Source organism: Burkholderia ubonensis, from assembly GCF_001718695.1.
GTDB lineage: Bacteria > Pseudomonadota > Gammaproteobacteria > Burkholderiales > Burkholderiaceae > Burkholderia > Burkholderia ubonensis_B.
Map to the genome: position 1 here is coordinate 2,563,659 of NZ_CP013420.1, position 12,829 is coordinate 2,576,487.

Annotated in this window: 11 protein-coding genes and 1 pseudogene; 3 read left to right on the plus strand and 9 right to left on the minus strand. The window is 69.3% G+C overall.

The window, feature by feature from the left end; translation table 11 throughout:
- Positions 1–35: 35 nt before the first annotated feature.
- From WJ35_RS11680 to argB, 9 genes and pseudogenes are all read right to left on the minus strand, one after another.
- Positions 36–1,076 carry a M48 family metallopeptidase gene (locus tag WJ35_RS11680; RefSeq protein ID WP_060238590.1) on the minus strand — a complete coding sequence of 347 codons (1,041 nt, stop codon included), beginning with the start codon at positions 1,074–1,076 and terminating at the stop codon, positions 36–38.
- Positions 1,066–2,487 carry an AmpG family muropeptide MFS transporter gene (locus tag WJ35_RS11685; protein ID WP_060238583.1) on the minus strand — a complete coding sequence of 474 codons (1,422 nt, stop codon included), beginning with the start codon at positions 2,485–2,487 and terminating at the stop codon, positions 1,066–1,068. The genes WJ35_RS11680 and WJ35_RS11685 overlap by 11 nt, the downstream gene beginning before the upstream one ends.
- A gap of 118 nt (positions 2,488–2,605) precedes the next feature.
- Complete coding sequence (metW, locus tag WJ35_RS11690; RefSeq protein WP_010090338.1) at positions 2,606–3,214, minus strand: methionine biosynthesis protein MetW; 609 nt, start codon at positions 3,212–3,214, stop codon at positions 2,606–2,608.
- On the minus strand, positions 3,211–4,356 hold the full coding sequence (gene metX, locus WJ35_RS11695; RefSeq protein WP_059588349.1) for a homoserine O-succinyltransferase MetX: 1,146 nt from the start codon (positions 4,354–4,356) through the stop codon (positions 3,211–3,213). Before metX ends, metW begins: the two co-directional genes overlap by 4 nt.
- A gap of 267 nt (positions 4,357–4,623) precedes the next feature.
- A complete protein-coding gene (locus WJ35_RS32100) occupies positions 4,624–5,949 on the minus strand; it encodes an autotransporter outer membrane beta-barrel domain-containing protein (protein WP_230459686.1) in 1,326 nt (441 codons plus the stop codon).
- Positions 5,943–7,892 (minus strand): annotated as a pseudogene (locus WJ35_RS32630) (hypothetical protein); the annotation flags it as partial. The gene WJ35_RS32100 and the pseudogene WJ35_RS32630, both read right to left, overlap by 7 nt.
- A 3-nt stretch (positions 7,893–7,895) precedes the next feature.
- Positions 7,896–8,567, minus strand: coding sequence for a nucleoid occlusion factor SlmA (slmA, locus tag WJ35_RS11705; RefSeq protein WP_069239191.1), 672 nt, complete (start codon positions 8,565–8,567; stop codon positions 7,896–7,898).
- On the minus strand, positions 8,534–9,328 hold the full coding sequence (locus tag WJ35_RS11710; RefSeq protein ID WP_060235118.1) for a pyrimidine 5'-nucleotidase: 795 nt from the start codon (positions 9,326–9,328) through the stop codon (positions 8,534–8,536). The genes slmA and WJ35_RS11710 overlap by 34 nt, the downstream gene beginning before the upstream one ends.
- Entirely contained in the window at positions 9,325–10,224 is a 900-nt protein-coding gene (argB, locus tag WJ35_RS11715; protein ID WP_010090348.1) for an acetylglutamate kinase, read from the minus strand. The genes WJ35_RS11710 and argB overlap by 4 nt, the downstream gene beginning before the upstream one ends.
- A 316-nt stretch (positions 10,225–10,540) precedes the next feature.
- Between argB and WJ35_RS30005 the strand changes: the two genes are divergently transcribed.
- The 3 genes from WJ35_RS30005 (at position 10,541) to WJ35_RS11730 (ending at position 12,805) form a co-directional block, all read left to right on the plus strand.
- Complete coding sequence (locus WJ35_RS30005; protein WP_010090349.1) at positions 10,541–10,765, plus strand: cysteine-rich CWC family protein; 225 nt, start codon at positions 10,541–10,543, stop codon at positions 10,763–10,765.
- A gap of 88 nt (positions 10,766–10,853) precedes the next feature.
- The gene (locus WJ35_RS11725) at positions 10,854–12,227 is read left to right on the plus strand and encodes an ATP-binding protein (RefSeq protein ID WP_060235117.1); all 1,374 of its coding nucleotides are present in this window, start codon (positions 10,854–10,856) and stop codon (positions 12,225–12,227) included.
- Between the two features lie 35 nt (positions 12,228–12,262).
- Positions 12,263–12,805 carry a response regulator transcription factor gene (locus WJ35_RS11730; protein ID WP_010090351.1) on the plus strand — a complete coding sequence of 181 codons (543 nt, stop codon included), beginning with the start codon at positions 12,263–12,265 and terminating at the stop codon, positions 12,803–12,805.
- The last annotated feature ends 24 nt before the right edge of the window (positions 12,806–12,829 follow it).

Here is a 12,829-nt window from a genome sequence, read left to right on the forward strand (position 1 = left end):
GGGTGTCGGCGAGCGGCGCACGCCGCGCCATCCGCTCAGCGCCGCGAGACCTTGCGCCGCTGCGCGCTGATTCCCGCGTAGTCGGGCAGCGCGTCGACGCGTTTGGCCGTAGCCTTTGCGTAAAGCGGCAGCAGGTCCGGCAGGCGATTCAGCAGGTCCTGGCGGCGCGCGGCGTCGTACGGGTGCGTGTAGATGAAGCCCGATTCCCTGTTCGCGCGCGTCGCGGCGGCGAGCTTGTCCCACAGCGTGATGGCGGCGCGCGGGTCGAAGCCGGCGCGGGCGGCGATGTCGCCGCCGATCACGTCGGCCTCGGTTTCGTCGGTCGGGTCGTAGCGCAGCGTCTGCAGGCGCGCGTCGAGGTTCAGCGGCTGCGGCAGCGGATCGCCGACGCCGAACAGCGGCGGCAGCGCCGCCGCGCGCAGCGACGTCTGCGACGCATCGCTGAAGCTGCTGCGCGCGTGTTCGCGCAGTGCATGCGCAATGCCGTGCGCGAGCAGCACGCCGAGCTCGTCGTCGTTCAGGCGGACACGGTCCAGCATCCCGCCATAGACGAGGATCTTGCCGCCGGGCAGGCACGACACGCGGATGTCGCGCGAGCGGATCGCGTTGACGTCCCACGCCCACGTCTTGACCCGGTCGTTCCATTTCACCGAATACGGCATGAGCTTCGCGACGATCGCACGCAGGCGCTTCACGCGCGGCTGGTTCGCGGGGAGCAGGCGGTTGTTTTGCGCCGCCGCCTGCACGATCTGCGCGTATTCGTTCGCGGTCAACTGCTCGAGGAGCGGCGACGGAATCAGCGTGCGGAACGCCACCGCATTGCCGAAGCGGACCTGCTGCGGCGTCGGCGTGTAGGCTTTCGCGGACGCGGCGGCGCCCGTCGGCTGCGCCGGCTCGGCGGTCGCGGACGGGTTGGACGACGGCGCGGGCGTGGCCGACGTCGCCGAGCCGGGCGCCGCCGCGGAACCCGCGGAACCGGTGTCGCCTGCTTGTGCGGCGCCTGCGCCGAGCGCCGCGATGCCGACGCTCAGCGATGCGGCCAGGTGCGCGATGCGGCGCAGGCGGTCACTGCGCACGGGTCGCCTCGCCATTGCGCGCATCGCCGCGCCACGGCGCGATCTTGAACAGCAGCATCATGCCGGGGATCGCGAGCACGGTGCACAGCAGGAAGTAGTCGAACCAGCCGGTCTTCGCGACGATGAAGCCGCTTGCCGCGGACGCGAGCGTGCGCGGCACCGACGCGAGGCTCGTGAACAGCGCGAACTGCGTCGCGGTGTAGCGGGGGTCGGTCGCGCTCGCGATGTATGCGACGAAGGCGGCCATCGTCAGGCCGGTCGTGAAGGTTTCAAAGCCGTAGACGAGCGCGAGCGCCACCGTCATCGGGCTGAGCTGCGGCGTGACCCCGATGCCGACGACCGACAGCACCGACGCGATCGCGTGGCTCGCGGCGACCGTGAAGTCGTAGAGCATCGCGAGCACCGCCGAGCCGGGGCCGACCTGCGCGAGCCACGCGAAGCCGAGCGTCGACACCATCTGCAGCGCGCCGAAGATCCACAGCCCGCGGCCGATGCCGATCTTCACGAGCCAGACGCCGCCGATAATCCCGCCGGCGACGCTCGCGACGAGCGCGGTGGTCTTCGCGACGATGCCGATTTCCGTGCGCGAGAAGCCGATGTCGAGGAAGAACGACGTCGACAGCGTCGTCGCCATCGTGTCGCCGATCTTGAACAGGAAGATGAACGCGATCACGAGCAGCGCGCCGGCCCAGCCGTCGCGCTGGATGAATTCGCGGAACGGCAGCACGATCGCGTCGCGCAGGTTGCGCGGCGGCGCGCCGGCCACTTCCGGCTCGCGCACGAGCAGCGTCATCACGATGCCCGGCAGCATGAATGCGCCGGTGATCGCGAACACGACGTCCCACGGCAGGTGATCGGACAGGATCAGCGCCAGCGAGCCGGGGATCAGCGCGGCGAGCTTGTACGCGTTCACGTGCACCGCGTTGCCGAGGCCCTGCTCGGTGTCGCGCAGCAACTCGCGGCGATACGCGTCGATCACGATGTCCGCGCTCGCGCCAAAGAACGCGACGAGCGTGGTGAGCGCGGCGACCGTCCAGATCGAGTCGCGCGGCGACACGAAGCCGAGCGCGGCGATCGCGCCCGCGACGAGCAACTGCGTGAGCAGCATCCAGCCGCGCCGGCGCCCGGGCCGCCAGCCGGGCAGGCGCGGGAGGTAGCGGTCCATCAGCGGCGCCCACAGGAACTTCCACGTATACGGAAACTGGATCAGCGCGAACAGGCCGATTTCCTTCAGGTTCACGCCTTCCGAGCGCAGCCATGCCTGCACGAGGTAGACGAGCGTGAAGAGGGGCAGACCCGACGTGAAACCGAGAAACACGCAGATCAGCATGTGCGTGTTCAGGAAGGCTCGCCAGCCGGGGTGATCCTCGTGAGCGGTGAGTGCGGGCGCCTCGTGTGGCGTTTTCGACATGGAATGGAACTGGGTAGCGTTGACGTTATGGCGGCGGCAGCGCGCGGGAGCGGCCCGCGCGGCGCGGCCTGACGGCCGTGCCTTGACTGGCCGTGCCGCCTGTCAACGGCGCTCCGGCTCAGCTGCGCTTGACGCGGTAGACAGCAAGACTACCACGCCAGTTCGCTCCCCATCGAATCGGCTGCCCTTCGTGCAGCACGACGCGGTCGAGGATCGTGACGCCGACCTCGGGCGCGAGCGCCTCGAAATCCTTGATCGTCAGCACCCGGACGTTCGGCGTGTTGTGCCACTGGTAAGGCAGCGACTTCGACACCGGCATCCGGCCGCGCAGCACCGACAGCCGGTGCGCCCAGTAGCCGAAATTCGGGAACGACACGATGCATTCGCGGCCGACGCGCGCGGTCTCGCGCAGGATCGCGGCGGTCTGGTGGATCGTCTGCAGCGTCTGCGACAGGATCGCGATATCGAAGCTGTGATCCTCGAACAGGCGCAGCCCGTCCTCGAGGTTCTGCTGGATCACGTTGATGCCGTTCTTCGCGCTCGCGAGCACGCCCGCGTCGTTCAGCTCGATGCCGTAGCCGGTGACGTCCAGTTCCTCCATCAGCAGCGCCAGCAGCGAGCCGTCGCCGCAGCCGAGATCGAGCACGGTCGAGCGCGGCTCGACCCAGCGGGCGATCGTGCGGAAGTCCGCGCGCGCGGACAGGGAATTCAGCGCTTGCTGGTTCATGTACCCACCTCGTTGGCGATTCGTTCGTAATACGCGCGGATCAGGTTGTGATAGCGCGCGTCGTCGAGCAGGAACGCGTCGTGGCCGTGCGGCGCGTCGATCTCCGCGTAGCTCACGGTGCGCTTGTTGTCGAGCAGCGCCTTCACGATCTCGCGCGAGCGCGCGGGCGCGAAGCGCCAGTCGGTCGAGAAGCTCGCGATCAGGTATTTCGCCTTGGTGTGCGCGAGCGCAGCCGTCAGGTTGCCGTCGAACGCCTTCGCCGGATCGAAGTAGTCGAGCGCGCGCGTGATCAGCAGGTAGGTGTTCGCGTCGAAGTAGTCGGCGAACTTGTCGCCCTGGTAGCGCAGGTACGACTCGACCTCGAACTCGACGTCGAAGCTGAAGTTGTACGCGTCGAGCGCGCCGTCGGCGCGGCGCAGCGCGCGGCCGAATTTCTCGGCCATGTCGTCGTCCGAAAGATACGTGATGTGGCCGATCATCCGCGCGACGCGCAGGCCGCGCTTCGGCTTCACGCCGTGCGCGTAGTAGTCGCCGCCGTGGAAATCCGGGTCGGACAGGATCGCCGAGCGCGCGACCTCGTTGAACGCGATGTTCTGCGCGGACAGCTTCGGCGTCGACGCGATGTCGATGCAGTGCGCGACGCGCTCCGGGTACATCAGGCTCCACGCGAGCGCCTGCATCCCGCCGAGGCTGCCGCCCATCACCGCGGCGAAGCGCTCGATGCCGAACGCGTCGGCGACGCGCGCCTGCGCGTGCACCCAGTCCTCGACGGTGACGACCGGAAAGCGCGCACCGTACGGCTGGCCGGTCGACGGATCGATGCTCATCGGGCCGGTCGAGCCGAAGCACGAGCCGAGGTTGTTCACGCCGATCACGAAGAAGCGGTTGGTGTCGAGCGGCTTGCCCGGCCCCACCATGTTGTCCCACCAGCCGGTGCTGCGCGGGTCGTCCGCGTAGACGCCGGCGACGTGATGCGACGCGTTGAGCGCGTGGCAGACGAGCACCGCGTTCGAGCGCGCGGCGTTGAGCTCGCCGTACGTCTCGACGACGAGCTGATAGTTGCCGATCACGCTGCCGCTTTGCAAGCGCAGCGGTTCGGCGAAGTGCATGGTCTGTGGAGCGACGATGCCGATCGATTCCATTCGTTCCGCCTTATGCCATATGACTGGGCGGCTAAACGGTGTCGGCGAGGCGCGGAGTCGGAGATGCGCGGCTGACGACCTCTTTAGCCGCATTTGTAGTGAACCGCCGGGACGAAGACGAATCAAGGCCCCGGCCGGTTCGCGCGCCCGCAATCGAGTCAGCAAATCGGCGCGCTTCCGACCTGCCGCCAAGGGGCGGCAGGTCGGCAAAGTATAGCGGAATTCGCCGGCCCACGGATTGCGTGGGCCGGCGACGGCCTGCTCGGCTCACCAGCGATACTTCGCCGACAGTTGCCCGCGAACCAGCGCGTAGTCGGACAGATTGCCTTCGACGCCGACACTCGCCGAGACCGAGAAGCGCCGGCTCAACTGGCCCGTCGCGCCGGCCCGGAACGCCGCGCGGTCGCGCGGCACGCTGAACGAGAACGCGTTGCGCTCGAGCGTCAGCGACCGCGAGCTGGGGCCGTGCCACCAGCTCGCCTCGATGAACGGCCGCAGCTCGCGGCCGGACGGCATCGCAGTCACGCCGTGCACGCGCACGCCGACGCGGGTCAGCACGTCGGTCGAGCCCTGCCCGTCGAGGCGGCTGCCCGGTGCGTCGTGCGCGGCCGCGTGATAGTCGGACACGACGAGTTGTGCCTCGGGCTCGACGAAGAACCGCGTATCGCCGCGCTCATAGAACGGAATCGAATAGCCCGTCTCGACCGATCCCGTCACGGTGCGCGAGCGGTACGAATCGCCGGTCAGGCTGCCGCCGACGCTGTTCGCATAGGCGCCGTACATGAACCACGCATCGGCGTACGGGCCGGACAGGATGTCGCGGCTGCCGTACCACGTGCCGTACACGCCGACGTTGTAGCCGGACACGCTGCCGCGCGCGGTCGCGTCCATCGTCCGGCGCTCGAGGGCGTTCCATAGCGGGCGGGTCGACCAGCTCGTCTGGCTGCCGTACATGCCCATCGCGCCGACGCGGACGCTGCCGCCGCGGCCGTCGTCGAAACGGAACAGGTCGGCGCCCGCGTGGATCAGGCGGCCGTTGCCCGACACGCTGCGCGCGCCGCCGGACATCGACGTGAACTGGCCTTCGGCGCGCAGCCAAACGGCGCCGTCGAGCGGACCGGACGCAGAGTCGGCGGTGCGCAGCGTGCGATCCTCGCGCTGATGCAGGCTGTGGATCGCCATCCACGACGCCGCATCCGCATTCGCGAGATAGGCGTCGGGCTCCGGAGCGGTCGCGTGCGCAGGTGGTACGGCTTCGGGTTCGATCGGCGCGGCGGGGGTCACCGGGGCCGGCGGTTGCGATGGTGGCGGCGGTTGCTGCGGCTCGGGTTCCGGCTGCGCTTGGGGCTGCGCCGCGGATACGAGATACCAGTCTTCCGTGCGGCCGCCGTGCCCGCCGCGCGCGAGCATGTAGTCGTAGCCGCCGGCCGACAGCGTGCCGAAACCTTGACGGTAGCCGTCCGACGCCGCGTCGAGCGCGAATGCCGAGGCTGCCGTCGTGCCGCCGTTGCGCGTTTCGACGATCGGATGCCGATCGTCGTTGGCGCGCCGTTGCCGCTGGCGTGCTTGACGATGACGCCCGTGTTGCCCGATGCGTGGCCGCCGTCGATCACGAGCTTGTCGGTGGGCGACGCGTCGTCGCGCAACGTCGTATGGATCAGCAGCTTGCCGTTGTGCGCCGCATAGTCGCCCGTCGCGACGAGCGTACGCGGTGTCGCCAATGCGCGGGCGGTCGGCTCTGCGAACGCGATCGCCGAGTCGTTCAGCGCGACGGAGCCGACCGACGAATCCGCGGTGACGGTCCAGCGGCTGTCCGAGTCGAGCGACAGCGTGCGCACCGCATCGGTCGCGCCGGTCCACGTGGACGCGTTCGACAGCGCGACGTCCGTCAATGCCGGCGTCGCGCTGCCGTCGTCGGTCGGAAGGTTCACGATGTCGCCCTCCGCCTGCGAGCCCGTATCGAGCGTCAGCCGCACGGGCGCATCGTATTGCGCATGGACGGCCAGCAGCGTGCCGTCGCCGCCGGTCGCGCGCGCGCCGTTGCGCAGCGCGATGCTGCCGCCGGCCGCGTCGAGCGCGCCGTATCGGTCGCTGACGAGCGAGCCGCCATCGACGTTCAGCGCGCCGCCGTAGACGCTGGCCGCATAAGCGCCGTCGCCGCGCGTGCGTGCGTCGCTGCGCAACAGGTCGATTCGGCCGCCGGTGCTGGCGTGGAGCGCGACGGCGCCGTCGCCGTACGTGTCGACGCTCATGTCGGTGGCGGTGACGACGGAGCCGCTGTCGGACGACATCGCACCGGGCGAGCCTGCGCCGCGCGTGTCGATGCCGCCGCGCGTCATCGCGATCTTGCCGCCGCGCCGCGCAATCGCGCCGGCCGCGCGCGCGCCGGTGGTCGTCACGCGCGTATCGGTCGCGTCGATGACGGGCGTGTCGGCGTATTCCTTCGATGCGTACAGCCCGTGCGCGCTGGTGCCTTCCGTGATCACGCGCGTGCGTGCGAGTGCGACGTCGCCCGCGCGCATATCGACGCCGAGCGAGCCTACGCCGCTGGCGTGCAGATACGAGTCGCTGAACGCGACCGTGGACGTGCTCGGCAGGAACAGCACCGGCGCGTAGTTGCCGTCCGTCCGGATCTCGGTGCGATCGAGCGTCGCGTGTGCGCCGTCGTAGCTGATCGACAGGCCGGAGGCGTACAGGCCGCTGGTCCGGATCGACGTAGTGGCGACATCGATCGTGCCGCCCGGCGTCCCGATCACGTTGATGCCGGCGCTTTCCTTGCCGCGCGTGACGATTGCGCTGTCCGCGATGCGGAACTCGCCGTTCGCGCCGTAGAGGTATGCACCGTGCGCGTAGTCGCCGTCGGTATCGATCGACACGCGTTCCGCCGACGCGCTCGCGCCGCCGCGCACGTCGATGCCGACGCTGTTGCCGCCGCGCGTCCGGATTTCGGTATCGCGCAGTTCCACGCGCGAGCCCGCTCCCGATGCGGCGGCGCCGGCGGCGACGGGGCCCGTCGAAAACGCGCGGGTTTTGGCCGTCGTCGTCAGATGTCCGCCGTTGATCGCGGACAGCACCGCGCGGCCGACCTGGGTCGTCGAATAGTCGCCCGGCGCGACCTCGAGCGCGACGCCGTTGGCCTGCTGCGGGCCGCCGGCGATTTGCGCACTGGACGCCCACGGCATCACGGCACCGGCGATCAGCGCCGAATGGGCGAGACGGCGGCCGGTGCGGGTTCGAGAAAGTGGAAAGCTGCGATGGTTCACCCGTTCACCTCTGTTTGGTAACGGGCTAAAAGTAGTTAGTATGGGAGAGATTGGAAATTGGACGAGTTCGAATTTTGCCGCGCTGACGGGCAAAAGGGGCGAGGTTGGCCATTCGGTGGGTGGAGCGACCGGGGCGTTCGACGTGCTGCGTGCGTCGAACCGTCGATAGCCGTCGATGGCCGGCGACGATGCCGGTGAGCGGCTCCGCATCGCGCAGGTTCGAGCGGATGCGCCCGGCGCATCGATCCGTCTATCGCCGGCGCGCGCCGGCATTGCCTACTGCAGAATCAGCCGCAGTTGCGCATCCGCATATTCGGTCGGCGATTTGCCGAAGCCGCTTTTCGCGTAGCGATGCCAGCGGCCGAGCACGTAGCTGACGATCAGGCTCGCGCGCATCGTCGGGTCGTAATCGCCCGGCAGCGGCGTCGTCGTGGTCGATCCACCGTCCGCGCCCGCGCCCGCGTCGGCGCGTGCCAGCCGCAGCGATTGCCTGAGCGACGCTTCGACTCGTTCGAGCATCTGCTCGACGCGCTCGGCCAGCCGCCCGTCTTCGCCAACCAGCGCCTCGCCGGTCAGCACGCGCGTCATTCCGGGATTCTTCGCGGCGAAATTGAGCATCGTGAGTGCGATCGTGCGTGCCTGCAGCACGCCGTTCGGCTCCTTTGCGACGATCTGGTTGACCAGCCCGAACAGCGCCTGCTCGATGAACTCGATCAGCCCTTCGTACATCTTCGCCTTGCTGGCGAAGTGTCGGTACAGCGCGGCTTCCGACACGTCGAGCCGGGCCGCGAGTGCGGCAGTCGTGATTTTCTCGGGCTTCGGCGCCTCGAGCATCCCGGCGAGCGTCTGCAGGATCATCACGCGTCGCTCGCCCGGCTTCGGGCGCGAGCGGGACGGCGTGGTCTGGTCTTCCGTTACGGCTTGGTCCTGCGGGTGAGTCGGCTGCATTTTTGTCGCCCCGATCGAGTGCCCAGTCGCAGCGATTTTAACGAACGAATCCGCTGGTCGACGTAATTCGGGCGGCCGGTGTTCGGCAAATGGCTCGGCAGGTGGCCCGTGATCCACACCGTGCCGATGCCGAGGCGCTTGTAGCGCTTGAGATGGCTGCGCGTGTCCTCGACGAGGATCGCGTCGGCCGGCCGCGCGCGTACGGCACGCAGCGTCCGGCGCAGCATCGTGTGATCCGGCTTCGCGCGCCACGTGCGGCGGTCGCGCATGTGCTCGATCGCGATCACGCGCTCGAACAGCCGCTCGATGCGCAATTCGCGCAGCACCGCGCGCGCATAGTTTTCCGGCGCGTTGGTCAGCACGAACTTGCGGCCCGGCAGCGCGGCGACGATGCGCGCGAGACCGCGCTCGGTGCGCAGCATCGCGGGCAGGTCCGCGAACGTGTGGACGACGCGCAGGAAGTCGTGCGGATCGATCCGGTGGTGGCGGGTGAGGCCGAGGAGCGCCGCGCCGTAGCGCACGGTGTAGTCGTTGCGCAGGCGGTCGGCCTCGGCGCGCTCGACCTGGAGCGCGTCGACGATGTATTGCGTCATCGCGCGATTGATCTCGGGGAAGATCGCGTGCGATGCGTGGTGAAGGGTGTTGTCGAGATCGAACAGCCACACCGGCGCTCCGGCGCGGGGCCGGCTGCGCGAGATGCGCCGGCGCCGCAGGGCGGCCGGCAGGTCAGGGGAAGGTGGCTGGTGGCGGCGGGCGCTCAATGCGAGCGGATCATCGTGCCGAACGGCTGCTCGGTCAGGATTTCCAGCAGCACCGAATGCTCGATCCGGCCGTCGACGATGTGCACCGACTTCACGCCGCTCTTCGCGGCATCGAGCGCCGACGAGATCTTCGGCAGCATGCCGCCCGAGATCGTGCCGTCCTCGAACAGCGCGTCGATCTCGCGCGCCGACAGGTCGGTCAGCAGGTTGCCGTCCTTGTCCATCACGCCCGGGATGTTGGTCATCATCAGCAGCTTCTCGGCGTTGAGCACCGTCGCGAGCTTGCCGGCGACCAGGTCGGCGTTGATGTTGTACGAGAGGCCGTCCTCGCCGAAGCCGATCGGCGAGATCACCGGAATGAACGCGTCGTCCTGCAGCGCCTTCACGACCGCCGGGTTGATCGCCTCGACTTCGCCGACCTGGCCGATGTCGATGTACTGGCCCGGATTGTCGCGGTCCGGCATCAGCAGCTTGCGCGCGTGAATCAGGCCGCCGTCCTTGCCCGTCAGGCCGACCGCGTGGCCGCCGAAGTGGTTGATCAGCATCACGATGTCCTGCTGCACTTCGCCGCCCAGCACCCATTCGACGACTTCCATCGTCTCCTCGTCGGTGACGCGCATGCCCTGGATGAAGGTGCCCTGCTTGCCGATCTTCTTCAGCGCCTGGTCGATCTGCGGGCCGCCGCCGTGGACGATCACCGGGTTGATGCCGACCAGTTTCAGCAGGATCACGTCGCGCGCGAAGCCTTGCTTGAGCCGTTCTTCCGTCATCGCGTTGCCGCCGTATTTGATGACCACGGTCTTGCCGTGATAGCGGCGGATGTACGGCAGCGCCTCCGCGAGGATTTCGGCTTTCAGCGTGGGGGCGATCTGCGAGAGGTCGATGGGCTCGGACATGGCGGCGGCTCTGGCTGGGAACGGTTGAAACAGGGCGAATTGTACAGGAGTGGCGCAGCGCAGCATCGGGGATTTTGGGCGGGCGGGGACGCGCGGCGGCAGGGGGCGGCGCAACGGGCGATCAGGCTGCGCGGCCCGGCCGGCGCGGGAAAGCCGAGGGTGGATGCGGCGCCGGGGAGGGCGCGAAGCGCGCCGTTCGCACGCCCTTCCCGCGATGTCGGCCCTCTATGTCGGCCGTTCGGCCGACCCGCAAAATCCGGCCGCCGCGTTATGCTTGTTTCGTTGGGCGCCGCCGCGCTCGTTCTCCACCCCCGTCATGACCGAAACCGCCGCCGATCGCCGCTCCGCGCCGCGAAGCGCGCGCTGCCCACGTTGCGGCCGCAGCTTCGACTGCGGCGCGCGCACGCAGCCGTTCGACTGCTGGTGCATGTCGATGCCCGGGCTGCCCGACGGCGCGCAGCCGGCCAGTGGCGCGCGTTGTCTTTGCCCGGAATGCCTTGCCGACGAGATCGCCCGGCGCGTGGCGGGAAAGCCGGCATAGCGGGGACGGCCAGGGGCACGCGATGTCCGGCGCTCGCGTTCTGGCCCCTTGCTAGGGCCGCCCCCGGTTAAACGGGTAAACTGGGCGAATGCAACGAATCACCACTACCGGCCGCGTCAACCTCAGCCATCTGTTCTGGTTGCGCAACCTCGCGATCATCGGCCAACTCGCGACGATCGGCGTCGTCCAGACCTATTTCGGCGTGCATCTGCCGCTGCCGGCGATGCTGATGGTCATCGCGCTCGAAATCGTTTTCAACGCGTTGACCTGGGTGCGGGTGCTGCGCGCGCGGCCCGAGACCAATTTCGAGCTGCTCGGCCAGCTGTGGGTGGATCTCGGCGCGCTGTCGGCGCTGCTGTTCCTGTCCGGCGGCACGACCAACCCGTTCGTGTCGCTGTACCTGCCGTCGCTCGCGATCGCGGCGGCCGTGCTGCCGTGGCACCTGATGATCTGGCTCGCGGCGTTCGCGGTCGCCTGCTATGCGGCGCTCGGCTTCGATTCGGTGCCGCTCAACATGGACAATCCGGCGAACCTGTTCGACTACTACCGTACCGGGATGTGGGTGAACTTCATGGTCAGCGTGGGCCTGATCGCATGGTTCGTCGCGCGCATGTCGAACGCGCTGCGCCAGCGCGACGCGGCGCTCGGCGAGGCGCAGCAGCGGCTCCTGCGCGACGAGCGGGCGGTCGCGCTCGGCGTGCAGGCGGCGACGGTCGCGCACGAGATGGGCACGCCGCTGTCGACGATCGCGATGCTGACCGAGGAGCTGCGCGACGCCGCGCGCACCGATGCCGGCCTCGCGCGCTACGACGCCGACCTGAAGGTGCTCGACGAGCAGATGACGCTCTGCACGTCCGCGCTCGCGCGCCTGCGCAGCCGCGCGAGCGCGCCGGCGAGCCGCCAGCCCGTCGACGACTGGCTCGACACGTTCGTCGAGCACTGGCGGCTGCGGCATCCGCACGTGCAGTTCGAGCTGCTCGGCGCGCGGCCGGCGGGCGTCGCGCTCGACGACCCCGTCGCGGCCGGCCAGATCCTGACGATCCTGCTCGACAACGCCGCACGCGCGAGCCCGCAGCACGTGACGCTCGCGGCGAAGGTCGCGCACGACGGCAAGTCGGACGAGATCGAATTCGAAGTACGCGACGACGGTCCGGGCATTCCGGCCCCGCTGCGCGAGTCGCTCGGCGCGATGCCGGTCGACAGCACGCAGGGCGGGCACGGGGTCGGCCTGTACCTCGCGTTCAGCGCGGCGGCGCGGCTCGGCGGCCACATCGAGCTGTCGGACGCGAAGCCGCGCGCGGCGGCGGCAGCCGCAGCGGGCCTGCCGGGCGGCGCATCAGACGGTCACGCGCCGGAAGCGGCCAACGGAGCAGGGCGCTCCGGCGGGCGGCCTGCCGGGGCCTGCCCGGGCCGCGGCACGCGGGCCGTGCTGCGCCTGCCGGTGACGCGCCACGCGGCGTAGTTCGCCCCCAACCAACATGTAGACGGAGAAACCACATGAGCGACAACAACTTCCTGGTGATCGACGACAACGAGGTGTTTGCGGGCACGCTCGCGCGCGGCCTCGAGCGCCGCGGCTATGCGGTCCAGCAGGCGCACGACAAGGAGACGGCGCTCAAGCTCGCCGCGGCGGGCAAGTTCCAGTTCATCACCGTCGACCTGCATCTCGGCAACGACTCGGGGCTGAGCCTGATCGCGCCGCTGTGCGACCTGCAGCCGGACGCGCGGATTCTCGTGCTGACGGGCTACGCGAGCATCGCGACGGCGGTGCAGGCCGTGAAGGAAGGCGCCGACAACTATCTCGCGAAGCCGGCGAACATCGAGTCGATCCTGGCCGCGCTGCAGACCAACGCGAGCGAAGTGCAGGCGGACGAAGCGCTCGAGCACCCGGTCGTGCTGTCGGTCGACCGGCTCGAATGGGAGCACATCCAGCGCGTGCTCGCGGAGAACAACAACAACATCTCGGCGACGGCCCGCGCGCTGAACATGCACCGTCGCACGCTGCAGCGCAAGCTCGCGAAGAAGCCGGTACGGCAGTAAGCCGCGGGGCACAGGTCGCGAGGC